Origin of the sequence: Algibacter sp. L1A34 (genome assembly GCF_009796805.1) — a bacterium.
Lineage (GTDB): Bacteria > Bacteroidota > Bacteroidia > Flavobacteriales > Flavobacteriaceae > Algibacter.
In genome coordinates, this window is the sequence record NZ_CP047029.1 from 459,663 (window position 1) to 484,470 (window position 24,808).

The following is a 24,808-nucleotide window of genomic DNA, read 5'->3' on the forward strand; positions in this document are numbered from 1 at the left end:
GAATTAAAAACTATAAAAACAAACAGATGAAAGTTATTGGAATTGGAAAGAATTATGTGATTGATAAGTCTGAAATTAGTGCCATTAAAACGGGTGCTCAGCTTATTTTTACAAAACCAGAAAGTAGTGTAGTGACTGATAATGCCGATATTGTTTTTCCTGCAATTACGGAACAATTGGCTTATGAAGTGGAATTGGTGGTGAAAATTGGTAAAACAGGAAAAGATATTACGTTGGAAGATGCGAACTCTTATATCTCTGAAATTGCTATAGGAATAGATTACACTGCTAAAGATGTACTTGCTGCAAGCCGTGCCAATAAAGGGCCATGGGCTTTAGCAAAAGGTTTTGATGGTGCTTCGCCTATTTCTGCCTTTAAACCTGTTTCTGCCTTTCCAGATTTAAACAATATCAATTTCGATTTGGTTATTAATGGTGAGAAAAAACAGATTGGAGACACCGATTTTATGATTTATAATTTTGCTGAAATTATAAGTTTTGTATCGACTTACATGACGCTAAAAGAAGGTGATATTATTTTTACTGGAACGCCGGCTGCTGGTGTTGGGCTTAATGTTAAAGGTGACCATTTACAGGCTTCTATTGAAGGTGAACTGCTTTTAGATTTTAAATTAATTTAATTCTCATATTAAAAAAATTATGAAAAACTCGATTGCTGAACGTGTTTGCGATTTCTTAAAAATCTATCCACCCTTCGATTTAATAACGTTTAAAAAACTTCTAGAAATTGCCGAAGAGGTTGTTATTGTATATTTAGAAAAAGGAGATACTTTATTTAAGGCAGACCAACCAGCAAACGAGTATTTCTATATTGTTAGAGCGGGTGCCATTAGTTTGTTTCACACAGACAGCAACGATAACAAGCAAGAATTAGTAACTATTAATGATACGGGCGATATTTTTGGTGTACGCCCACTAATTGCTCGAGAAAATTATAAACTAACAGCTACAGCAAACGAGGAAACTATTATTTATGCGTTGCCTATTAAAAACTTCCAGTCGGCTACAGAAAATAACGCCAAGGTTTACGAGTACCTTATTACAGCATTTGCCACCAATGCGTACGACTCTTACACAACAGAGGAAAATAATGAGATTTTTAAAGATTATTTACCAAACACCTCTCAAGACATTGTTAACTTCCAAACAGCAAATTACACAAAAACACCTATTACCTGCCCTATAGGTTCCACATTGCAGGAAGCAGCCTGCCTTATGAGGACCTATAAAATTGGCTGTATTATTGTTGTAGACCATAAAAAACCTGTCGGAATTATTACAAATAGCGATATAAAAAATAAAATCGCCACGGGTGAATACCCCATCAATACTTCGGTTTCAAACATTATGAGTTCGCCTGTTATTACTGCTAAAAAAAATTTAACAGTTGCCGATGGTCAGCTAAAAATGATAAAAAACAATATTAGCCACTTGTGCATTACCAAGGACGGCACGGTAAATTCTCGACTTATTGGTGTACTTACGCACCATGATGTTTTGGTCACATTAGGCAACACGCCTTCGGTAATTTTAAAAGAAATAAAACGTGCTAACCGCACAAAAAAACTACGATTAGCCCGATTAAAAGCAAACACATTACTAAAAGGCTATCTAGAGCAAAATATTCCGTTAACTCATATTATTAATGTAATTTCTGAAATAAACGATGCCGTAATAATTCGTGCCATTGAAATTGCTTTAAAGAAAATGCCAACGCCGCCACCGGTTCCTTTTTCTTGGTTGGCTTTGGGAAGCCAAGGCAGAAGAGAACAGTTACTTTTTACCGATCAAGATAACGCTTTGGTATTTGAAGATGTTCCAGAAGATAAATATGAAGAAACCCAAGCGTACTTTTTACAGTTGGCAAAATATATAACCAAATCTCTTAATAAAATTGGTTTTGAATATTGCGAAGCCGATATGATGGCTAACAACCCAGAATGGTGTAAATCTATTTCTAAATGGAAAACACAATTTCAGAATTGGATTTTAAGTCCAGATGATAAAGCCATTTTACTATCTTCTATATTTTTTGATTATTCGCGAATTTATGGCAGTGAAAAACTAGTTGACGACCTATCGGAAAGTATTTTTGAAGCTTTAGAAGGGTCTAGTCTCTTTTATAAGTTTTTAGGAAAGGAAGCTATTAAAAGCCCGACACCACTCGGGATTTTTAAACAATTTTTGGTTGAGCAAAACGGCGAACAAAAAGACCTTTTCAATATAAAAAGTCGTGGATTAATGCCTTTAATTGATGCGGCCCGCTTACTGGTATTAAGCAACCAAATTAAAAATGTAAATAGCACTTATTTACGCTTCGAGAAAATGGCCGAAATTGACCCAAATAATAAAGAACTCTACGAATCTTGCGCTTATGCTTTTAAGGCCTTATCAAAATTTAAAACCAAACAAGGTTTACTACATAACAACTCGGGAAAGTTTATTAAACTAGAAACTTTAACTAAAGAAGAAAAACTAAAATTAAAGCGCTGTTTTAAGCCTATACAAGATATTCAAGAGACTTTGAAATTACGTTTCGACTTAAAAAACTTTATATAAATGATATTTAATTGGTTTAGGAAAAAGAACGATAACTATCCCGAATTTTATTTGGAGTATTTAGAACATTTTAAAAAGAAACCTAAAGGCCTGATTGAAGAAACACGCTTTGTTGCTTTTGATACTGAAACTACTGGTTTTGATAAAAAAGATGACCGCGTACTATCTATTGGTGCGGTATCTTTTGCAGGAAAATCCATACCTGTAAGCAATAGTTTTGAACTTTATATTCATCAAGACATTTTTAGACCTGAAACCGTTAAAATCCATGGTCTCATGAAAAACGGCAACAATGTAAAAGTGAGCGAAATAGAAGCCATTAAAGCTTTTTTAGAATACATAAAAAACAGTGTACTTATTGCCCACCATGCCAATTTTGATAAAAACATGATGAACGAAATGATGATGAGAAACGGTTTGGGCAAACTAAAAAACAATTTTATTGATACGGGTATTTTATTCAAGAAATCTAAACATAAAATCTATCAGGATACTTTAAAAAAGCATTACTCTTTAGACGATTTATGCAAAGAACTTAATGTACCTAAAGTAGATAGGCACACTGCTAGTGGAGACGCGTTAATTACAGCTATGGTGTTTCTTAAAATATTATCTCGACTAGATAAACGCAAGCATTTAAAATGGGGGTATTTGTTGCGTAGATAAAATAAAAAAACCGAAACACTTTGGCTTCGGTTTTAAGTATATTAAATTACAATGTGTTTTAGAAAAAGAAGTAACCAATAGAAACTTGCATAACACCGTTTTTATATTTATCCGAAAAACTATCGACATCATTAACATCGGATAAGCCTACATTATAGCTAGCCGCAAAATTAAGTCCGCTATCGAATTTATAGCCCACCCCAAAGTTTACACCAAAATCTAAACCTTTGTAATTATCTTTTAGATTAACATCGTCTTGTTTAGCAGATACTAAAAAGCCTACTTGTGGTCCTGCCTCCAGACTTAAGCCTTTAGTTAAGTAATACTTTCCCATTAACGGAACAGTTAAATAATCTAACTGAACAAGACTAGACTCATCGGAATCAAAAGAAAAACCTTGACCAGAATATAAAACCTCAGGTTGAAACGAGAACTTTTCAGAAAGTGGCACCTCAGCCACTAGTCCATAATTAAATGACGTTACCGGATCAAAACTACTGTTACCATCTCCTGTAACTGAAGCAAAATTCAAACCTAATTTAGCACCAAATTGAACATCTTGTGCGTTAACTTGTGCTAATCCCAAAATAGTGATAGCAGTGACGAGTAATAATTTTTTCATTTGTTTTAAATTTTAATGATTTAAAACAAATTAAACAGGTTTTATCTTTGTAAGATTATATTTATAATAGCCTTAACGTTTTTAACCCTTATTAACAGAACATTCTCTAAATTTAACAGAAGGATATCTTAATTTTGATATAGTTTTTAATTAAAACTACGCTCTAATAATATAAAAATATCGATTTCAAAGAGCTTAAAATATTATCTTTAAATTTTGTTTAAAACAGACGTAAAATATTAATCACACTGATTATTACAGATGTTTCATCCTAAAATCATTCATTATAATGAACATATTTTTGCAAATTGGCATCTTCGCAGATAAAAGATAAATCCGAATTGTAAATACCTTTATATTCAGAGTATACTTGACCACAGTTTGTTTCGTTATAGTGATTTATTATAACAAGTTTTCCTGAGTCTAAAAAGCTTTGAGCACCAGATTGATTCCACCAATTTTTATCATTACTATAAGATTCATATAGTACACCGTCAAAATCAGAAGCATTCTCCACCAAATTTTTAGCCATACATTTCATTCCTTTTTGATGCACATAATCACAGAGTTCTTGATAATATGCTACACCTTCTGCTTCCGTAACTTGAAACCCATAAGTGACTCTTAATTCATCGTCGTAACACCAATCCATATTATCAAACTCAACCCAATCACAACCCCAAGTGGCAATTTGATCAATACGTGCTTTCATTATATCGATTATGCCTGTAGTTGTAGAATTTACAAAATATTCTTCTGGCCATTCTCCCCAAGCTGTAGCCACTAAAAAAGGAGTCAATGCTGTAAAATCATCTCTATAATTTTCACCTGTGCCAATACTAATATACGCACCAACCTCATTACCATTTGCTTTTATAGCAGCAATTGAAGCGGGAATATTATCTATAAATGGATCTATCAAAACATATCCGTTTTTTGCATTTACAAGAATATCTGAGATTTCATCTGCTACAAAATTTTCATTATAAGCTTGATTATAAATTGGAATAGCACTACTTGAAGTTGGAGCGTCTTCTGAATTATCAGACTCATTGCAAGAAACTAAAAAGAAGAATGTAAAGGCGAAAATAAAATATTTATTCATAAGATTAAATCATTTTAATATTATGAACGATTTTATTTCTCTATTATTTCGTTTTTAGTTGCTGGTTGTGGTGGAGCTATGCAGGGGAGCTCTGATGTATAACGCGTGTTATCATCTGACATTATTATATCAAATCGGCAAAAACACCACCCTCACGCACTTTTAATTTGTAAACCTTATGTTCAATACCATCATTTTCAAGCTTTCTTCTAAATAAATTAGCCTGTTGACTATCATGAGTTGAAAGCATTAGTTGAAAATCAAAATCCGATATATAATCACGTAATAAATCAAATACTGATTATGCATGAACAAGATCATGGTGTTGAGTTGGATCATCAAGAAGTAAAGCTCTCCACGGTGTCCAGTGATGTTGTTTCGCCATTGCCAACATAAAGGTTAATTGTAAATCTGTCAATTGAGCTTCACTTGCAATTTGATTTACACATCGAAGTTTAAATGCATAATCATACTTGACTTTTCTTCCCATAATAATACCCTCAAATAGTGTCTAACTTTTTGGGAGCAGTCCAAAATCCGCGAGGATTTTCGTAAGCAAGCTAAAACTAGCCATTAATTATATACGGTGTTGCCATTAGTTTTTCTTCGCAATATATTCCGTTATATTGGATTTACTTTTATCGTCAAAAACACGATATGTTATAAAAATTTTGTGATTTGGATATTCGTTTTTTTTCTGCTTTATGGAATTAGACATTTCTAATAACAAATTAATTTTCGTATTTCCAATTATCCAAGTATTCTTTTTACAATAATCTGTTTTTTCACTAATGGTAGTTTCTTCGGTTAATTTTCCCTCAACTTGACTTTTTCCTAATTTTGATAATAACCCTTTCTCAACTAACAAGTAATGTTTGACTAATGCTTTTCTAAAATCCTTTTTCTGTGTTTTCTCTTTGTTTTTCTCAAAATTCGCAACATCCAATTCGTATCTAATTTCTTTGATTATAGAATCTTTTTTAGAATAAACATATCTCACAATTAAGTCAAGATTTGGTATATTATTATCTTTTCTGATGTAAGATGCGATCTCTAAATTTTTGTCAATCGAGTAAACAGATTTGTCTTTGATTTTTCCTCCAACAAATTCTCTCTCAGAAGTAATAAATTCCGAAAGTGTTGTTTTCGAAATGTCATAATTTTCCTCTTGTGATACTCCTTTTGTCCATACAGACAAAGCTAAAATTATGAATAAAGTTTTAATGTTCATTAGTTTCTTCAAATTAATGGCAACGTTTATGTATAAGGAAAGTTGCGTGTTTGTGTGCGAGGATTTTCCGAAGGAAAATCAGAAGCTAGCAAACGAGCAACTAACTTTGGTTTAGGTAAAACTAGCAATTTTTTTTATACGGTGTTGTGGTTAGTTTTTTAATATTTATAAAAACTGTATTCGTCATATCTGTCATTAGGGAAATCCTTATTGTAAACTTTTATATGCAATGGGTAATATTTATCAAGTATTTCCTTATAGTTAAAATTTGGATGATAATTCAATTTTATTTCCTCTGTAACATATAATTCTATAATCATTTTATTTTTGATGTTTTCAAGTAATATTTGAAAACAGTCGTAACCTGCTATTCTTTTTTTGATTTCTCTATTTTCTTTTAGCAATTTAAATGTATTAAAGTCGGCATAAGTTTTTGGATAACTTTCATACATTTCATATCTCAGTGGGACGAATTTTGTTGTATTTAAATTTTCTCTATCTATTTTTATTACATCAAGTACTCCATAAGTTGCTGTAGAATCATTTTCAAAATCATTTGGAATTGTGTATTGGGTGTAATGTTTAGGCATTATTATGAAATGAATTGCAATGTTTTGCCTATCGAATACCGCTATTTCTGGAACACGAGGAGGTGGAGGTGTTAACGGAGAAACATCTCCTTCCCATTTTATCTCAGTTTGAGAATTTTCAGCTTTAAAGCTGTCAGCAAACTTTTGGGTAGAAACCGAATGCAACTTTATAACAAAATGCCCATAAATTTCTTTAAACTCTTCTTTTTTCTGTCCGAATAATTTAAGGCTAAGTACAAGAATAATTAATAATAGTATGTTTTTTTTCATTCAGTAGTTTGTTGATTTTTCATGGTCTAAATTAACCACAACGGTTACGTATAAGAATAGTGCGGTGTTTGTAAGCGAGGATTTTCCGCAGGAAAATCAGAAGCAAGTAAACACACTATTAATTTAGATAAAGGACAAAACACGTATTATTTTTATACAATGTTGCCATGCGTGATTTTATTATTTTTGCGCAATTAAATATATAAAAATTTTACGCAACAAAAAAGAGTCCGACGCAACAGTTGCGTATTACTTGGCACAAGTCAGATTTTAAAAAACATAAGAGTGAAATTATTTGCGCGTACACCTTGCGAATAGATTCTTTAAAATCGGTTGGGTGAGATTTTGATTTATTCTTTTAAACCACTTTTTAAAAAACATTAGAGTGAAATCATTTGCGCGTACACCTTGCGAATTGATTCTTTAAAGTCAGTTGATTAATATTTTGAGTTATTATTTTAAACTACTTTTTAAGCGGTTTTAGAACTTTTTTTTAGAGCTGAGTGAGCATGAATGGCAACGTCTAGTATAAGAATAGTAGCGGATTTACACACACTAACTTTTCGGATAAACACAGACCTTTTTTATATTTACATACTTTGGATTTAGCGATTAAACCGCTATTATTTTTATACATTGTTGCCAGCAGTTTTTATTTCTTCTGGAAAGTACTTATTCAGCGCTGATTTTGCATCGTCATTCCCTTGTAGTAATTTTATACTTCTATCCGTAAAATCAGATATATTTAAATGTTTACTTGCAATATTTCTAATTCCTTTATGATTAAAAGAAACCAAAACTTTATCATAGTCTGTATTAGCTATAATTTGGTTTAATTCGGTTATGCGTTCCGTAAACCAATCATTGATTGAAATGTTATCTAGAAAATTTTGATAATTAGTCTCTAATTGAGCTAAAGCGTTTCCTTTAGAAACATCACTATCAGTAAAATAGTAATTTACTTTAGTGCTGACATAATTTGAAGCCTGAATTTCTTTTAATTTATCTAGCTCTTTTATTACATCAGTTTTAATTAAATCAACATTTACTTCATCTATTAATATTTGTTTTGAGAGAATTGTCAGAAACTCTGAATCCAAAAATAGATTTTCAACTTCAGCTACTGAGAATGAATAAATATCACTTGCTATTAGTTTTTCAAGTCTAGCAGTATCGTGATGGTCAGAATCAATAAGACCAAAAGCTTTGGTGTTTACATTTTGTAATTTATTAAATGCTTTAGTATGATTAATAACATCAAAGCAACTACCCACAGGCATTATTGTCAATTCCGGGAAAAGTATTGAGTAGACCCTTTCGTCAATACTACCTTTAACACCTTCACAGAAAAGAATATTTTTTCTACTACCTAATAACTCAAAAAGAAGAGTTTCAGGTATTTCATCAGTAGGAATATCTTCAATTTCCCATTTATCAGGATGAGTAAAAGATTTAATCCATATTTTTTTTGCAGTCGTTCTGCTAGTAGCGAAATCTAAATCATGTGTTAGATAAATAAAAAGACAATCGTTTCTCTTATTTTCTAATATATCCCATAATTTTTTGAGCACCGTTTTATGTAAATACATTTCTGGTTCGTCAATGACTATAAATCCATTTGGTGGTGCTTGAAGAACTTGACCAATTAGATAAAGCATTACTTTTTCTCCATCACTCATTTGTATTGCAGGATACGACCTGCCATCATCAGATTTTGCTGTAATATTAATTCCATCATCACAGCTTATAGTCCTATGTTCAATCAAAGAATTCCATATATCAAAAGTAACATCCAAGTTTGTTGGATTTGGATTCTTGATTTGTTCTCCTTGTGAAACTAATTTTAGAGATTCTTTTCTGTAACTATTACCTGCTGAAATATTCTCTGCAAGTAAGTTTTTTAGAACAACTGCAAATTCTTGTTGCAAATGATTAAACTCTCTTGCATTCTTATTCGATTTATCTCTTATTTGAGTTTGTTTTAATTCGTTGGCTGTGGTAGCAGGATTAGAAATTGCATCAAAATTTGGAACTAATAAAATTCTTTGAGCAGAAATAACTACTCCATTGTTTTGAAGGTAATTTTTAAATTTATTGGATAAAGTTGTTTTACCGCTACCATTTGCACCAATGGCTACAACATTACTATTGAAATATCCAATTTTATTAAAGAAATCTATATTGAACTCTATTTGTATGTATAGATTTGAAATGTTTAAAGTATTTTGTTCTAGATGTTTTTTATTGGTTTCTTTCCAATGTTCATTTTGGTGAGCTATGAATGAAGAGTCAGGCTGTCCTCTAAATGGCAAGGTAGATAGTATACTATTGACATTTGATTGAAATTGATTTAAGTAATTTACTTTTAATTCTCCTTGGGTAGCTTTCAATTCTAAATCAGAAGTTAATACAATAACCTTGTCAAAAATGTCTAATGTGTTTTCATCGCAATTTAATTCAAATGCTCCCTGGCGATGAATATTCAATTCCTTTCGTGCTAGTTGGATAAATGTTGTAAAATTATCTAATTCTGTACTCATTCAGTTTTTTTTTAATTGCTGGCAACGTTTATGTATATGGAAAGTTGCGTGTTTGAGTGCGAGGATTTTCCGAAGGAAAATCAGATGCAAGCAAATAGGCAACAACCATTAATTAAACACAAAATAGCAATTTTTTATATACAATGTTAGCAAACGTTTTTAATTTTTTTCGTCAGTTGTTTTCTTGGTTAATAGTTGCTCCCGAAGAGAAATGGACTCTATTAACATACTATCTAATAATTCAGTATGTTTTTTTAACAGTTTATTTTGTTCTATTTGTTCTGAAAGAATTTTTTGATTGTAATTTTCACTGAATAAAGAAAAAATATTTGGCACACCTAAAACTATAGTTATTATGATAGTAAGTAAAGTCAAACGTGAATTAGAAGAGCTTAATTTTGTGTTTTCAGTATGTTGTTCCGTTAGAGTATTTACAAGTTTATCATTGTTTTCTCGAAGCTGCGAGTTTTGTTCTTTAAGTTCATTAAAAACATCTTCAAGATTAACGTTGGATAAACTTTCGTTTATCAGCTCCCAGTTAGGTTCTGGTATGTCCATTTTAGGAATGTTAAATATATTCGGGTTAATGTTTCCTAATGGTTTTTTCATTTTAAAGAGTATGAGTGATAAATGGTTGCTAACAAAGTTATATAGTTATCACTAACCATATACCTATTTTAAGACTCCTAATATAGGAAATTATCCTACAATACTATTGTTGTCTCTTTTTTAAATAAACACCTCTAGCTATCAAAAAAAAACACACAAAATCTTTAACGAGACAACAAAGAACTATTATTAATACTCTTCCATCCATATTACTTCAAACCATTCGCAAACTATAAGCATGTCTTCTGTTGGGTTTCCCCATTTTCTTCCATTGCACTCGTAAAAAAGTCCCAATGTGCTTTTCTCCATTTTTTTAGGGGTTCAATATCCGTTCCCATATCTAATTCAGCATAATCTTTAGAAATCTTATTAAATGGAATTGTATCTACTTTTTTAATTTCAATTATTGCTCGAGCTTTTCCATCAAAATCCGTTACAATGCTTTTTGCTCCTATTTTTGGCAAATCGACATTAGCTTTTTCATAGAAATAATATAAATTAGAACTTGCTTGCTTTTTTCCATTTACAATCAATTCTGCTAACCTATTTGCGTCTGTTTCATTATTATGAAAATAATCAGAGTCGGGCTGTTCGCCAGTTTTGAATTCGGGATTTGATTCAGTAAAATCATTCCACATTTGATAAACACTTTTATCAATGTCACTTTCAGTTTTTATTCCGCTCTTACAGCTAATTAAAATTAAAAAAATAATGATTATTATGCGCTTCATAGTTTATTCAACATTAATGGTAACACTAACTTATATAAAAATTCACGTGTTTACGTACGAATCTTTCCTTAAGAAAAAACAAGATGTAAGCAAACACGCAATAACCTTAATATTAAACTAATATATTATATTTTAACACAGCACTTAGTTTTGTAACGTTCTTTATAAATCTAATTTAACCACCGTTCTACCTTTTAATTTCCCTTTAAGCATCAAATCTATTTTTTCTTTCAATTCATTTAAAGATATTTCAGTAGAAGTTTCTATTAATTGGTCGTTCATCCATTCATTAGATAGTTTTTCCCATGCTTTTTCTCGATATCCCATTGGATAATTTTGGGAATCTATACCGATTAAGGTTACACCTCTTAAAATGAAAGGAAATACGGTTAAATCTAATTTTGGGGAGGCAACATTCCCGCAACAAGTAACAACGCCCATTGGGAATGTAGATTTAATTATGTTTTCAAGAATCACTCCTCCTACGGTATCTATACCACCAGCATAAATAGGTTTTAAAAGTGGTTTTTTAGCCATGTTCTCAAAATCTTCTCGCATAATAACTTCATCTGCTCCAAGGTTTTTTAAAAATTCAATTTCGGTTTCTTTACCTGTAATTGCAACTGTTTTGTAACCTAATTTTTTTAAAATCGAGAGACTTACAGAACCTACACCTCCAGTAGATCCAGAAACAACGATTGGGCCATCTTCCGGTTTTACAATTTCACTTAATTTTAATACAGACATACCAGCAGTTAATCCTGCTGTACCAATGGTCATGGCTTCTTTCATAGAAAGATTTTCGGGTAGCTTTACCACCCAATCTGCTGGTGCTTTAACGTATTGCGCAAAACCCCCATCTGTATTCATCCCTAAATCATAACTTGTTACAATAACATTATCTGAAACCTTAAACTTAGAAGACTTAGAAGAAACAACGATTCCAACAGCATCAATACCCGGTGTATGAGGATAATTTCTAGTAACACCTTTATTTCCCGAAGCAGACAAAGCATCCTTATAGTTTAAAGAGCTGTAGTGTACTTTTATTAGTAATTCACCTTCGGATAAATCTGTAAAAGGCATCTCTTTGATAGAAGAAGTATAGTTACCATCATTTTCTTCTATTCTAAAAGCTTTGTATGTTGATTGCGTATTCATAGTTGTTATTTTATATGTTTTACTTATTTTTACATCAAATTTCGTTAAAAATACACTGATATACAAGAGCTTACAATTCATACATATACGAACATTTTGTGCCGTTTTGTCTGTTTATAAAGCTTAAAAGCATTAAAAAAAATGAAAAAAAGTTATTGCCCAATAGATACTTTTATAAATACGATTAAAGGAAAAAGAAAGGGCACTATTATTTTGCATCTTTTTCAAGGAGATAAGAGATATGGTGAATTGGTAAGATTAATGCCAGATATTAGTGAACGTATGATTACCAAACAGCTAAAAGAATTAGAAATCGATGGATTGATTAATAGAACCGCATTTCCTGAAGTTCCACCAAGGGTTGAATATAGTTTAACAAAATTAGGTAATGAGATTCATCCCGTTTTGAAAGGCATGTTTAAAGGTGGCGTACTTTTTGAAAAAAGTATTGATACTCTTTAATATTATTTTTTTGCTATTTTTTTGCTTGGATTGATTTCTTTAATCATAAAATATGGCAATAAATTAAAATTAATCATCCTTGATAATTACTGCCAATCTACTTTCTCAATTCTAAAAACATTCACTTTATTCCTGCCATATTCTGTTACTTTATCAACACACATTCCGTTTTTAATAGCCACTTTTTCAGATGGCGTATTGGTAAGACTTATAATTGAGATTATTGAATTTGATAAATTATTTTCAAAAGCAAAATCTCTACATTTTTTAGCAGCTTCACTAGCGAAACCATTATTCCAAAATTCAGGTAAGATTGAATATCCTATCTCTAACTCAGATATTGCATCAACATTTTGAACTAAAAGCCCACAATGTCCAATTAATCTCCCTGATGTTTTTTCAATCAGGACATTCATTCCTCCTAAATTATTTTTGTAACGATAAAATTGTTTTTCATACCACTTTTCACACTCAATCTCTGGGCTGTCTAACTCAGAAACCCAATGCAAAGAACTATTTGGGTTTTTATAAAATTCCAACCAATCGTTAAAATCAGATTTTTCTATTTTCCTGAATAAAAGGCGTTCGGTTTCTTGATTATTAAGCAAGTATTTCATTCGTTAATCACCTTCAATTCTTCATATAAAAACTATTCTCATTATACCATTTCTCCTAAAATTGAAATGACAAAACATATCATTTCAATAAAAATCTACAACACGTTATCAATAATCTCTTGAACTACTTCAGGGTTTAATAACGTACTTGTATCTCCTAAATTACTGGTATCGTTGCTGGCTATTTTACGTAAAATACGTCGCATAATTTTACCCGAACGTGTTTTAGGTAATCCAACGGTAAACTGAATTTTATCTAATTTCGCGATTGGCCCGATAGACTCGGTAATCATTTGGTTTATCTCTTTCCTTAGGTTATTTTGATCTCTAGTTTCTCCAAAATCTTTTAAAATTACGTAACCATAAAGCGCGTTTCCTTTAACATCATGTGGAAATCCAACAATAGCAGACTCCGCTACTGCTGGGTGTTCGTTTACAGCATCCTCAATTGGAGCTGTTCCTAGATTATGGCCAGAAACAATAATAACATCATCTACTCTACCGGTAATTCTGTAATAACCAACCTCATCACGCAAAGCACCATCACCTGTAAAATATTTATTTTCGTAAGCTGAAAAATAAGTATCTTTATAACGCTGGTGGTTTCCCCAAATGGTTCGAGCCATACTTGGCCATGGGAATTTTATACACAAACGCCCATCTACTTGATTTCCTTTTAACTCCTCACCTTGCTCATCCATTAAAACCGGCTGAATCCCGATAAATGGTAACGTCGCATAAGTTGGTTTTGTTGGTGTTACAAACGGAATTGGGCTAATCATAATCCCACCCGTTTCGGTTTGCCACCAGGTATCAACAATTGGACTTTTCCTTTTCCCAACGTTATCGTTATACCAGTGCCAAGCTTCTTCATTTATTGGTTCTCCAACAGAGCCCAACACTTTTAAGGATGATAAATTGTATTTTTCAACCAATTCTGGCCCCTGTTTTGCCAAAGCTCTAATAGCCGTTGGCGCGGTATAAAATTGATTCACTTTATGCTTTTCTATAATTTCCCAAAAGCGTCCAAAATCTGGATAACTCGGTACCCCTTCAAACATAACCGTTGTTGCCCCATTTATTAATGGACCATAAACAATATAGCTATGGCCGGTAATCCATCCAATATCGGCAGTACACCAAAAAACATCAGTTTCTTTATATTGAAATATATTTTTAAATGTATATGCTGTATAAACCATGTATCCGGCTGTAGTATGCACCATACCTTTCGGTCTTCCTGTAGAACCTGATGTGTATAAAATAAATAACGGATCTTCAGCATTCATAATTTCGGCTTTACAATCTGCCGATGCTGCATCCAAAAGTGGTTGTAACCATTGATCGCGACCTGCTTCCATATGAATATCCGTATTGATACGTTTTGCAACCAATACATCTTTTACACCAGGGCAACTCTCTAAAGCTTCATCTACAATACCTTTTAAATCGATGCTTTTAGAGCCACGGTAAGAACCATCGCTAGTAATAACTATTTTACAATCGGAATCATTAATTCTAGTAGATAATGCTGTAGATGAAAACCCTGCGAATACCACAGAGTGAATTGCCCCTATTCTAGCACAAGCTAAAGTAGAAATGGCTAATTCGGGAATCATTGGCAAATAAATACAAACCCGATCACCTTTTTTTACGCCTTGATTTTTTAAAACATTAGCAAACCGATTAACACGGTCATGTAATTGATTATACGTAATATGCTCAGCAGGATCTTTTGGATTGTTTGGTTCAAATAAAATGGCTGTTTTATCGCCACGTGTTGGCAAATGACGATCAATACAGTTTTCTGTAATATTTAATTCTGCTCCTTCAAACCATTTTACTTCGGGTTTAGAGAAATCCCAACTAAGTACTTTATCCCATTTTTTTTGCCACATAAAATGTTCTTCAGCGATTTCTTCCCAAAAATTTTCTGGCTCGCGAACCGATTTTCTATAGACTTGATAATATTCTTCTAAATGTTTAATGTGATAATTACTCATGGTTGGTTTGTTGTTTAGTGTTAATGAAATTAAAAAGATACAGCTTTAGACAGTAAGGATAGTTACCAAGGCAACCTGTCAAAATCTATTCAATTATTATTGGAATTAATAGTTATTTAATTTCATTTTCTAATTTAATAAATTAATATGAAAACACTTCCTTTTTTACATTTTGTTAACAGAAATTATGCGCAAATTTCTTCGCATATAGATCTCTAACTTTTTGGAAGGTTTAAAATTTTAGATTCTTCAGCTGTTAATAGTCGAGACTGAATTAAAAACCGAAGTCCCAATGGAATTTCTAAAGAGAAACTTGCACCGCGTCCTTTAGTAACATCAACTGTTAAATGCGTGTGCTTCCAATATTCAAATTGATCCTGATTCATATAAAAATTCACACCTTCTAATGTGCCCAATAAAATATCGCTTTCATCCAAATACATATCGCCTTTTTCAAAAATCATTGGTGCAGATCCATCGCAGCACCCACCACTTTGATGAAAAATAAGATCGCCATATTTAGCCTTCAACTCATTCACAACAACGGCCGCTTCTTTTGTAATAGCTATTCGTTCCATAATTTTAAATTTATAAAAAAGGTTGAACACTGCATGGTTCAACCTTTTAAATCACTATTAATTAATCTCTATCTAATTCTAAAAAAACCCTAACTTATTTTTATCATAAGAAATCAACATATTTTTAGTCTGGCGGTAATAATTCATCATCATTACATGATTTTCTCGTCCGAAACCAGATTTTTTATAACCTCCAAAAGGTGCATGCGCAGGATAAGCATGATAACAATTCACCCAAACACGTCCCGCTTTTATAGCTCTCGGAATTTGATATAATTGATGTGCATCGCGCGTCCAAACTCCTGCACCTAAACCATAAAGCGTATCGTTTGCAATTTCCAATGCTTCGGCTTCATCTTTAAATTTTGTAACACAAGCTACCGGACCAAATATTTCTTCCTGAAAGACTCGCATTTTATTATGGCCTTCTAAAATAGTTGGTTGAATGTAAAATCCGTTTGCCAGATCGCCACTTAATTTATTAGCAGCACCACCAGTTAATACTTTAGCGCCTTCTTCTACCCCTATTTTTAAATAGGCCTGTATTTTCTCGTATTGATCGTTAGATGCCTGCGCACCAACCATGGTATTTACATTGTAAGGATTATCTTGAATAATAGCATTTGTTCTCGCAATTACGCGTTCCATAAAAGCATCATAAATATCTTCTTGTACTAAAATTCTCGATGGACAGGTACACACTTCACCTCCATTAAAAGCGAATAAAACAGCACCTTCAATGGCTTTATCTAAAAAAGCATCATCTTCATCCATAACAGAATTAAAGAAAACATTTGGTGATTTCCCACCTAATTCCATAGTAACCGGATTTAAGTTTTTAGACGCATATTGCATAATTAATTGTCCTGTTGTGGTTTCTCCTGTAAAAGCTACTTTATCAACTTTAGGACTTGAAGCCAATGGTTTACCCGCTTCTGGCCCAAACCCATGCACAACATTAAATACTCCTGGAGGAAATACATTAGCAATTTTTTCCATAAGTAAAGTCGCTGAAGAAGGTGTTTGTTCTGCTGGTTTTAAAACCACACAATTACCTGTTGCTAAAGCTGGTGGTACTTTCCACGATAACATTAATAAAGGAAAATTCCAAGGAATAATCTGTCCAACCACACCTAATGGTTCTTTAATATTCATAGATAAGGTATTTGCGTCTAATTCTGTAGCACTACCCTCTTCGGCACGAATACATGCTGCAAAATACCGCCAATGATCTGCCGCTAGTGGTATATCGGCATTTAAAGTTTCTCGTATTGGCTTCCCATTATCGCAGGTTTCTACTAAGGCAAATTCCTCAAGGTTTTCCTCAATAATATCGGCTACTTTATTTAGCAATGCAGCACGTTCGGCAGCCGGTGTGTTGCCCCAAGACTCTTTTGCTGCATTGGCAGCATCTAGAGCCAAATCCACATCTTCTTTTTGCGATCGCGGATATTTCGCAATTAAACTATTATCAATAGGTGATGTATTATCAAAATACTGACCGCCAATTGGTGCGACAAATTCCCCATTAATAAAATTAGAATAGGACGTCTTAAATTTTGGTTTAGAATAACTCATTTGTTCTTGTCTCTTTTAGTTGGTTTAACTTTTATTAATTCAATCCACAATAATTAACATGAATTCGCTATATTTTAACATATTCATATATTTATTATTAATAAATTGCTTAATATTTAGTTTTGATAAAACTATATTATCAAATCGGTAATGAGTTGAACATAGTTATCGAATTATTGAACATATCTATTATATCACCCTTAGCGCAAATTTTTTATTTGTATTATTGATTATGAACCAATTACTAAACCATCATAGAAGCATTAGAAAACTCACCACTTTGGTTGAAAACAGAACAACGTACAATGCCGAGTATGCCGAATTAAATATTTATGAAACACACGCTTACGCGGAAAAAGTAGCACTTAAATTCGATTTTCCTATAATTGCAAGTATGCTTACAGGTAAAAAAGTGATGCATATTAATGGGTTAGAATCTTTCGATTTTTTCCCAGGTGAATCTGTTGTAATGCCAACCAATAAAGAAATGATTATCGATTTCCCGTTAGCAAGCCTAGACAGCCCAACACAATGTTTAGCTCTAGGAATAGATGGTAGTAAAATAGACGAAGTAGTTCAGAAATTTAATCACCATGTGACAATTGAGAATGAAAACAATACATGGCAACTAGACGAAAGCGCATCGCATCTTATTAATAATACCGATGTTAACCACCTTGTAAAACGCCTCGTTTACACCTTTACCAACAATAACACCTCTAAAGATGTTCTACTCGATTTAATGATACAAGAACTCGTGGTGCGTTTACTACAAACCAAAGCCAAAGCTTTTATATTAAACGATACCGAATCCATTTTTAACGATACTCGTATTGGTATGGTTATTAAATTCATTAAAAAAAACTTGACCAATAAGGATATTAGTGTCGATTTATTAGCGAAAAAGGCTTGCATGAGCACCTCTCATTTTCATAAGAAATTTAAAAATACACTTGGCATTTCTCCGATTGATTATATAAATTCTGAAAAAATAAAGTTCTCTAAAAAACTAATTAAGGAATCGAAAGATTTCCGAATGTCCGAAGTTGCCTTTAAATCCGGATTTAATAACACTAGTTATTTTAACCGACAATTTAAAAAAGTAGAACTCATAACACCTCAACAATTTAAGGCTTCACTTAGCAAATAACAGTTTTAATGTTACTTTAGAATAATAAAGTTTTTGAAGTCAATTATAGAATTTTTGCGGAACTCTGATAAACAAGTTGGCTACCATACTAAAAATAGCATATCAAATAATTCGTAGTTTATTTCTTAACCATGAATTCTTGCAACTATTATAAATAGTCGAAATATTAGAAAATACAGGAACTTAGTATGGCGTATTGGGAAGTAGTTACTTCATTAAGTTGTTTATTCTTTTCTCTCCAAAACAGACTAACTTACTGATATTTACACAGGTATGTTTTAAGTTCTAAGCTTATTTTTATAAAGTTTAAAAAAAATGACTTAAATTTAATAAAATCATGAATTATGGTACATAATAAAATAATGAAGTCTGTTATTGGGGTTTCTATTTTTGAAATAATCATTATAAGTATTTGGTTCTATGAAACAAAACCTCAATTAAGCACTGCTTTAGGACTTTTAGAAATTGTATTAGTATTGTTCGGGATTAATGTTATTCTAGGATTAATATTATACGTTCTAAAAAAAAGAATATCACTATTGCTTTTCGCTAATGCAATAATTTGTCCTTTAATTTTTTATGCAGTATGGATTATGTGGTTTACCTATTGGGCTAAATAATTAAAATTCTTTACCAGCAATTGCTGTAAATTAGCTTCAGCGGGCTAAAGAATATATATCACAAATGAAAAAAGAATTCATAATAAAAAAAACACCTCTTCTTAAAATTGTATTGAACAAAATGGACTTTGAAATTATTAACCACCAATACAAAGAGGAAAATGGCGTTTTTTTATATTCAAAGTTATATGATATTGGTTTCAAAGAAAAAAGCACAAATCATTTAGAAACCTTATTTGTATTCTTTTTTAGTTTAATACTACCCGGAGCAACAAGCAAAATAATGAAAACAAAGGAAAGAATAAGAATGAATTATGACGGAAAGGAAAAACACTTTATTCTATTTGATTTTGATAAGCATGTTGTATTGGAAGTTATTACTGAAATTAAAAAACGGATAAACTAACCATAGCAGAAAACCCCAACAACTTCAAATAAAAACCCGCTAGCAATTACTCGCGTTAGGGATTGAACGGTTTGTTTGAAATCCTTTTTGTTTTTCCTTTAAAACAAAAAGATTGAGTAGTGAAAGCCCGACCATTGCCAAGCCCTAAAAGCTTGGCAATGGTAACGCCCAAATTATTTTTAATACGCACCTTCCTCTGCTCTGCTTGGCATTCTACTATTTTCTACTAAGCCTTTAGCGCTTTGAGAAGCTTATAGGATTGATTATAAATATACGATTAAGCTTGTGGAGGAAATAACTAAATTTGTTTACCCTGAAGCACCAAAAGATGCACAAGAACTAAGTGTCGATTTTCACGAACACCTATTATATAGTAACCTTATAAAAGAGATTATACTTAAAACTAAAGGTCGACTTGATGTGCAAATTTTAAGGAAACTTAAGTAGTATAAAAAACAATTAATTTTATAGTTTCTTTCCATAAAAACACTTTTAAACCACATAACAAATTGATAACCAGCATACCGTTTATCGATTTTTTTGGTTAATTAACGATATTTAACAAGATAATTATATATTTGCGTAAGAATTTTAAAAAAATATTATGATTTTTAAATCTACTCAAAGAAAAACTTATGCCTCTTTCGCGAATATATTTTTGCTTTTTTTATTTTTAATTAGCTTATCTGTACAATCCCAAAATTGGGAGACAGTTACTAGTCTTTCAGGAATTGATGCCGATGAAACACACCGCAATCTATTTTTTCTAAACGCAAATACTGGATGGATTGCTAGAAATGATGGTGCTATTTTAAAAACTATAGACGGTGGAACTACTTGGTCTGTACAAGCGACAAACACTCGTGTTGCAGATATTTATTTCATTTCAGAAACAAAAGGTTGGGCTGCTGGAGACCTAAACGTATATTACACTACTAATGGTGGTGATACCTGGACAAAGGTTCAAGCTGGTAGTACCATAGGGTCAGAATCTATTTATTCCGTTTATTTTATTTCAGAAACACATGGCTGGGCTAGTGGGCTTAACTATATTTATCGTACAACGGATGGCGGGTTAACTTGGTTAAAAGTTTTGCCTTCAGGATTTTCTTTCAACGATATATATTTTACCTCAGAAACAGTTGGTTACGCTGTAGGCAGTGGAAATAAAATATTAAAAACAATTGATGCCGGTGTAACTTGGGTAGAGCAAAATGCAGGAACGCTTTATACAACCCATAATGCTATCCATTTTACGGATGCAAATACGGCTTTCGTATGTGGAAAATATGGTATTATAAAAAAATCTATCGATGCTGGAGCCACATGGACAAGCATAATAAGTCAAGATTATGGTTCTCCAAGCTTAAATGACATCTTTTTTATAGATGCTAATAACGGTTGGGTTGTTGGAAATGAACGAACCATTAAACACACATCTGACGGAGGTTTAACATGGACAGATGAAAACACCTTACAATCCGATCAATATAAGTCTTTTAGATCTGTATTTTTCACTGGAGCAACAACTGGTTTTGCTCTAGCCTATGATGATTTACAAACCTATAGTATAGCATTACCACCAATTATAAGTGGCTTTTCTCCAACAACTGCTACATATGGAGATACTATGGTTATAACGGGAGAGCACTTTAATGGAACAAAAAATATTACTTTAGGAGGAGTAGATGTGCAAAGCTTTACAGTAGATTCTCCTACCCAAATAACATTAACCGTTGGTCCTGGCTTATCAGGAAATCTTGCTGTTACAAATTTTGGAGGAACGATTACATCTGGTGGTTTTAATTATATTAATCAATCGCCAAATATGGTGGATATTGATGATGTAAGTTATTGTCAGTCTTTTACAAGTTACTCTGTACCTATTTCTGTGAGTGATATTGAATCACTTCCTGCTAATTTAACGGTAACCGCAACTTCTAACAATGAAACCATTGTTACCAATGCCAATATTTTGGTAACTGGAAGTACAGAAACTAAAGTTTTAAATATTACGCCAGAAACGGGCACTTCGGGTATTGTTACAATTACTGTTACTGTTGAAGACGAAGGAAATGATACAGCTCAAAAAACGTTTGAATTAACTGTTGGAGGTGATATTTCAAAACCAGTGGCTTTAACGCAAAATATTAGTGTTTCTCTAGATGTTACTGGTAATGCTAGTATTACGCCAGAAGATATTGATTTTGGATCAAGTGATAACTGTTCTTCTAGTGCAGGAAGTACTCCCCCTATTTACTTATCTGGAGGACAAACCAATAAACTATGGTCATTTATACCAGGTATTGATATAACACCACAAGAAATTGCTGTAGATTGGTCTGTAGTCGGTGATTATGGAGGTAGTAACTATTTTGGAAATTATGGTGCTTTAGAAATAAATGAATTAACTAACGAATTATTTGTTGCAGGTGGTAGCTATGATAAAAATTATGTTATGAAAGCCCCAATAAACGGCAATAGCCCAATGAATCATTATACTGGACAATTTTCTTATGGCACTACCATTGATTTTGAAATAGAAAACACAACACAAACAGTTTACACAGCTACAACTGATGGTATTTTTTCTGAAGCTATCGGAAGTGGAAATCCAACGCTTTTAATAGCAGGTGATATTAAAGGAATTACTTTAGATACCACAAATAACACATTATACTTTGTAACTACAGCAGGTATTAGTAAAGTTCAAACAGATGGCACATCACTTTCCGAGAACTTCCTAACGGTAGATAATCCAGCACTAATAACAATGGATACAGTAACAGGTCGTTTATTTTGGATTGAAAAAGATTTAAATGCGGTTTATACTGCTTTAGCAGATGGGACTGAAACACCTTATGCGCTTTATACAAACACAAGTATTACAGGTATACCTTATGCTATAGATTTTGCTCCAAAATCGAATGAAATTTATTATTCTATAACAGGTGGTTCTTATTATAATCTTCAAGATTATATTTTGAAAGCTCCTGCTGATGGAACTGGAGTACCGGAAACCGTTATCTCTGGAGATCTAGGGGGAACAACTGGTATTGCTACGGGTAAGAATTACACGCCAAGACCAGATTTACAATTAAGTTTAGACATAACAACTTTTACATGTTCCGATGTAGGAGAAAATAGAACAGTTACCTTAACTGTTAAAGATGACTCTGATAACGAAAGTACTAAAACAGCACTCGTAACTGTTACCGATACTAATAATTACTGTGGTACTTTAAGTCTGTCTCAACATGAAAATGATAACAAGTTTGTATTGTACCCTAACCCCACAGATCATGTGTTACACATTAAAAACAACTTAAATACGGAAATAAATAGTATAAATATTTACGATTTAAACGGAAGAATGGTAATCAATGAGTCTGTAAATAAATCACAAGAATCCGTGCAAATCAATACCACAAACTTACAAGCTTCAATATATATCATTAAGATTAAAACATCTACAAGTGTTGTTGTAAAACGCTTTACAAAACAATAAGCATTACTCCCATTAATAGCGCATATAGGTTAAAAACAAATATTTTTAGTATGTGTGTGCTATTTTATTACAATAACAATTTGTTCTCCGAAATTTTAAAAACATGAAATTTTATTTTTTTTGTTTCTTACTGTGTTTTAATTTAAATCTTGGATTTAGCCAAAATACGGTTGGAACCATTATTAATTCCTCCGAAGCTTTTGAAGGTTACACCTTATTTTCTTTTGGAAAAAAAACCTATTTAATTGATAATTGTGGGCAACGCATTAATGAATGGACAAGTGAATATATTTCAATAGGAGTTGTTTATTTATTAGAAGATGGATCATTACTACGTTCAGCAACCCTAAATAACTCAACTATTTTCTTTGGAGGTGTTACGGGTCGAATTGAAAAATTTGATTGGGACGGCAATCTAGTTTGGAGTTTTGAATATTCGGACAACAATAAACGTTTGCATCATGATTTTTGCCCTTTACCCAATGGTAACATTCTAGCTTTGGCTGTTACAAAACTATCTAACCAACAAGCCATAGATTTAGGCCGCAACCCCAATACAATAGTAGCTAACCTATATAATGAGCAAATTATTGAAATAGAGCCCATAGGAACTAATATGGCTAACATTGTGTGGCAATGGAACATAAAGGACCACCTAATTCAAGATTTTGATAACACAAAACCTGATTTTGGTATTGTTTCGGAGCATTCCGAAAAACTCAATATTAATTATTTAAACGAAAACCCACCAATTGCCAATTGGTTGCATTATAACTCTATTCAATATAACGAAAACCTAAAACAAATTATATTAAGCTCGCGTTTAATGAGCGAAATATATATTATTGAACATACTCAAAGTACAGCAATAGCAGCATCCAATACAGGTGGTATTTACAATAAAGGTGGTGATTTCTTATATCGTTGGGGCAATCCTGAAGCGTACAATAAGGGAGATATAACCTCACAGAAATTATTTGGCCAGCACTTTCCACATTGGATTCCAGAAGGACTTCCGCAAGCAGGAAAACTAATGATTTTTAATAATGGAAGTGATCGATCTCCAAATTTTTCAGAAGTATTTATCATAACGCCTCCTATCAATGAAAGTGGTTTATATCCTTTACAAAGCGATGAAACCTTCGGGCCAAAACAACCCGATTACATTTACCATAATGAAGCCATACCACAAAGTTTCTATTCCGCTATTGTATCTGGTTCTCAAATGTTACCCAATGGGAATATTTTAATTTGTGATGGAGATTCTGGTCGCATTTTTGAAATTAATAATGAAAAAAACATAGTTTGGGACTATGTAAACCCTGTTATAAATACAGGTGTTCTTTCACAAGGCGATATACCAAATGGGAATTTAGTTTTCCGAGCTACAAAATACGCCATGGATTATGCTGCTTTTAACAATCGTAACCTAACACCTTACTTGCCAATTGAAACAAACCCAAATTTGTCGGGTTGCGAATCATTATCTATTAAATTGACAACTAAAGTCGAATTTAAGATTTACCCAATACCAACCAAACAACTCTTAACCATAAAGAGCAATAAACCTATTGACCGTATTATGTTTTATGATACTTTTGGAACTCTTTTAAAAACCCTGTCCATTAAAAAATTGGAAACACAAATTGATGTTTCTTCTTTTTCGTCAGGATTGTACATAATGACATTAAAAATTGATGAGGAAAATTTCAGAAAAAAAATTATTAAGGCATAAAATTAAACCTACTAAACCCACCATTCTTAAAAGGTTTTCAGGTGAG

Annotated in this window: 23 protein-coding genes; 9 read left to right on the top strand and 14 right to left on the bottom strand. The window is 32.3% G+C overall.

Features of this window, described 5'->3' with window-relative positions:
• The first annotated feature begins 26 nt into the window (after positions 1 to 26).
• Genes GQR97_RS02000 through GQR97_RS02010 form a run of 3 tightly spaced genes read left to right on the top strand, consistent with a single transcriptional unit; the run spans position 27 to position 3,246 of the window.
• Positions 27 to 641, top strand: a complete 615-nt coding sequence (locus tag GQR97_RS02000; protein ID WP_158844624.1) for a fumarylacetoacetate hydrolase family protein — start codon at positions 27 to 29, stop codon at positions 639 to 641.
• 19 nt (positions 642 to 660) lie between these two features.
• Complete coding sequence (locus tag GQR97_RS02005) at positions 661 to 2,580, top strand: DUF294 nucleotidyltransferase-like domain-containing protein (RefSeq protein WP_158844627.1); 1,920 nt, start codon at positions 661 to 663, stop codon at positions 2,578 to 2,580.
• Positions 2,581 to 3,246 (top strand): PolC-type DNA polymerase III, encoded by a 666-nt coding sequence (locus GQR97_RS02010; protein ID WP_158844630.1) that lies wholly within the window; start codon positions 2,581 to 2,583, stop codon positions 3,244 to 3,246.
• 58 nt (positions 3,247 to 3,304) lie between these two features.
• Here the strand turns inward: GQR97_RS02010 and GQR97_RS02015 are convergent, their stop codons facing one another.
• From GQR97_RS02015 to GQR97_RS02055, 10 genes are all read right to left on the bottom strand, one after another.
• Positions 3,305 to 3,868, bottom strand: a complete 564-nt coding sequence (locus GQR97_RS02015) for a porin family protein (RefSeq protein ID WP_158844633.1) — start codon at positions 3,866 to 3,868, stop codon at positions 3,305 to 3,307.
• Between the two features lie 277 nt (positions 3,869 to 4,145).
• Positions 4,146 to 4,973 (bottom strand): endo alpha-1,4 polygalactosaminidase, encoded by an 828-nt coding sequence (locus GQR97_RS02020; RefSeq protein WP_158844636.1) that lies wholly within the window; start codon positions 4,971 to 4,973, stop codon positions 4,146 to 4,148.
• A gap of 124 nt (positions 4,974 to 5,097) precedes the next feature.
• Entirely contained in the window at positions 5,098 to 5,223 is a 126-nt protein-coding gene (locus GQR97_RS19855; RefSeq protein ID WP_262885922.1) for a hypothetical protein, read from the bottom strand.
• A gap of 51 nt (positions 5,224 to 5,274) precedes the next feature.
• Positions 5,275 to 5,463 carry a hypothetical protein gene (locus GQR97_RS19645; protein ID WP_199269901.1) on the bottom strand — a complete coding sequence of 63 codons (189 nt, stop codon included), beginning with the start codon at positions 5,461 to 5,463 and terminating at the stop codon, positions 5,275 to 5,277.
• A 105-nt stretch (positions 5,464 to 5,568) separates the two neighbouring features.
• Positions 5,569 to 6,204 (bottom strand): hypothetical protein, encoded by a 636-nt coding sequence (locus GQR97_RS02030; protein ID WP_158844639.1) that lies wholly within the window; start codon positions 6,202 to 6,204, stop codon positions 5,569 to 5,571.
• Between the two features lie 158 nt (positions 6,205 to 6,362).
• Entirely contained in the window at positions 6,363 to 7,064 is a 702-nt protein-coding gene (locus tag GQR97_RS02035) for a hypothetical protein (protein WP_158844641.1), read from the bottom strand.
• Between the two features lie 629 nt (positions 7,065 to 7,693).
• Positions 7,694 to 9,604, bottom strand: a complete 1,911-nt coding sequence (locus tag GQR97_RS02040) for an AAA family ATPase (RefSeq protein WP_158844644.1) — start codon at positions 9,602 to 9,604, stop codon at positions 7,694 to 7,696.
• A gap of 159 nt (positions 9,605 to 9,763) precedes the next feature.
• Positions 9,764 to 10,213: a hypothetical protein gene (locus GQR97_RS02045; protein ID WP_158844647.1), complete on the bottom strand. Its 450-nt coding sequence runs from the start codon at positions 10,211 to 10,213 to the stop codon at positions 9,764 to 9,766.
• 230 nt (positions 10,214 to 10,443) lie between these two features.
• Positions 10,444 to 10,944 carry an ASCH domain-containing protein gene (locus GQR97_RS02050; protein WP_233267588.1) on the bottom strand — a complete coding sequence of 167 codons (501 nt, stop codon included), beginning with the start codon at positions 10,942 to 10,944 and terminating at the stop codon, positions 10,444 to 10,446.
• Between the two features lie 162 nt (positions 10,945 to 11,106).
• Complete coding sequence (locus GQR97_RS02055) at positions 11,107 to 12,105, bottom strand: YhdH/YhfP family quinone oxidoreductase (RefSeq protein ID WP_158844650.1); 999 nt, start codon at positions 12,103 to 12,105, stop codon at positions 11,107 to 11,109.
• Between the two features lie 141 nt (positions 12,106 to 12,246).
• On the opposite strand from GQR97_RS02055, the gene GQR97_RS02060 reads away from it, so the two are divergent.
• Positions 12,247 to 12,567 (top strand): winged helix-turn-helix transcriptional regulator, encoded by a 321-nt coding sequence (locus GQR97_RS02060; RefSeq protein WP_158844652.1) that lies wholly within the window; start codon positions 12,247 to 12,249, stop codon positions 12,565 to 12,567.
• Between the two features lie 86 nt (positions 12,568 to 12,653).
• On the opposite strand, the gene GQR97_RS02065 is transcribed toward GQR97_RS02060, so the two are convergent.
• The 4 genes from GQR97_RS02065 to GQR97_RS02080 all read right to left on the bottom strand — a co-directional run bounded on the left by GQR97_RS02065 (position 12,654) and on the right by GQR97_RS02080 (position 17,343).
• Positions 12,654 to 13,184, bottom strand: coding sequence for a GNAT family N-acetyltransferase (locus tag GQR97_RS02065; protein WP_158844655.1), 531 nt, complete (start codon positions 13,182 to 13,184; stop codon positions 12,654 to 12,656).
• 95 nt (positions 13,185 to 13,279) lie between these two features.
• Positions 13,280 to 15,187: an acetate--CoA ligase gene (gene acs, locus GQR97_RS02070; RefSeq protein ID WP_158844657.1), complete on the bottom strand. Its 1,908-nt coding sequence runs from the start codon at positions 15,185 to 15,187 to the stop codon at positions 13,280 to 13,282.
• A gap of 215 nt (positions 15,188 to 15,402) precedes the next feature.
• Complete coding sequence (locus tag GQR97_RS02075) at positions 15,403 to 15,765, bottom strand: DUF779 domain-containing protein (protein WP_158844660.1); 363 nt, start codon at positions 15,763 to 15,765, stop codon at positions 15,403 to 15,405.
• Between the two features lie 78 nt (positions 15,766 to 15,843).
• Positions 15,844 to 17,343, bottom strand: coding sequence for an aldehyde dehydrogenase family protein (locus tag GQR97_RS02080; RefSeq protein WP_158844662.1), 1,500 nt, complete (start codon positions 17,341 to 17,343; stop codon positions 15,844 to 15,846).
• A 232-nt stretch (positions 17,344 to 17,575) separates the two neighbouring features.
• Between GQR97_RS02080 and GQR97_RS02085 the strand changes: the two genes are divergently transcribed.
• From GQR97_RS02085 to GQR97_RS02105, 5 genes are all read left to right on the top strand, one after another.
• Positions 17,576 to 18,493 (top strand): AraC family transcriptional regulator, encoded by a 918-nt coding sequence (locus tag GQR97_RS02085; RefSeq protein ID WP_158844665.1) that lies wholly within the window; start codon positions 17,576 to 17,578, stop codon positions 18,491 to 18,493.
• Positions 18,494 to 18,837: 344 nt separating this feature from the next.
• A complete protein-coding gene (locus GQR97_RS02090; protein WP_158844668.1) occupies positions 18,838 to 19,113 on the top strand; it encodes a hypothetical protein in 276 nt (91 codons plus the stop codon).
• A 64-nt stretch (positions 19,114 to 19,177) separates the two neighbouring features.
• Positions 19,178 to 19,519, top strand: a complete 342-nt coding sequence (locus tag GQR97_RS02095; protein WP_158844671.1) for a hypothetical protein — start codon at positions 19,178 to 19,180, stop codon at positions 19,517 to 19,519.
• 604 nt (positions 19,520 to 20,123) lie between these two features.
• The gene (locus GQR97_RS02100) at positions 20,124 to 23,027 is read left to right on the top strand and encodes a YCF48-related protein (protein ID WP_158844674.1); all 2,904 of its coding nucleotides are present in this window, start codon (positions 20,124 to 20,126) and stop codon (positions 23,025 to 23,027) included.
• Between the two features lie 103 nt (positions 23,028 to 23,130).
• Positions 23,131 to 24,762, top strand: a complete 1,632-nt coding sequence (locus tag GQR97_RS02105) for an aryl-sulfate sulfotransferase (RefSeq protein WP_158844677.1) — start codon at positions 23,131 to 23,133, stop codon at positions 24,760 to 24,762.
• Positions 24,763 to 24,808 lie beyond the last annotated feature (46 nt).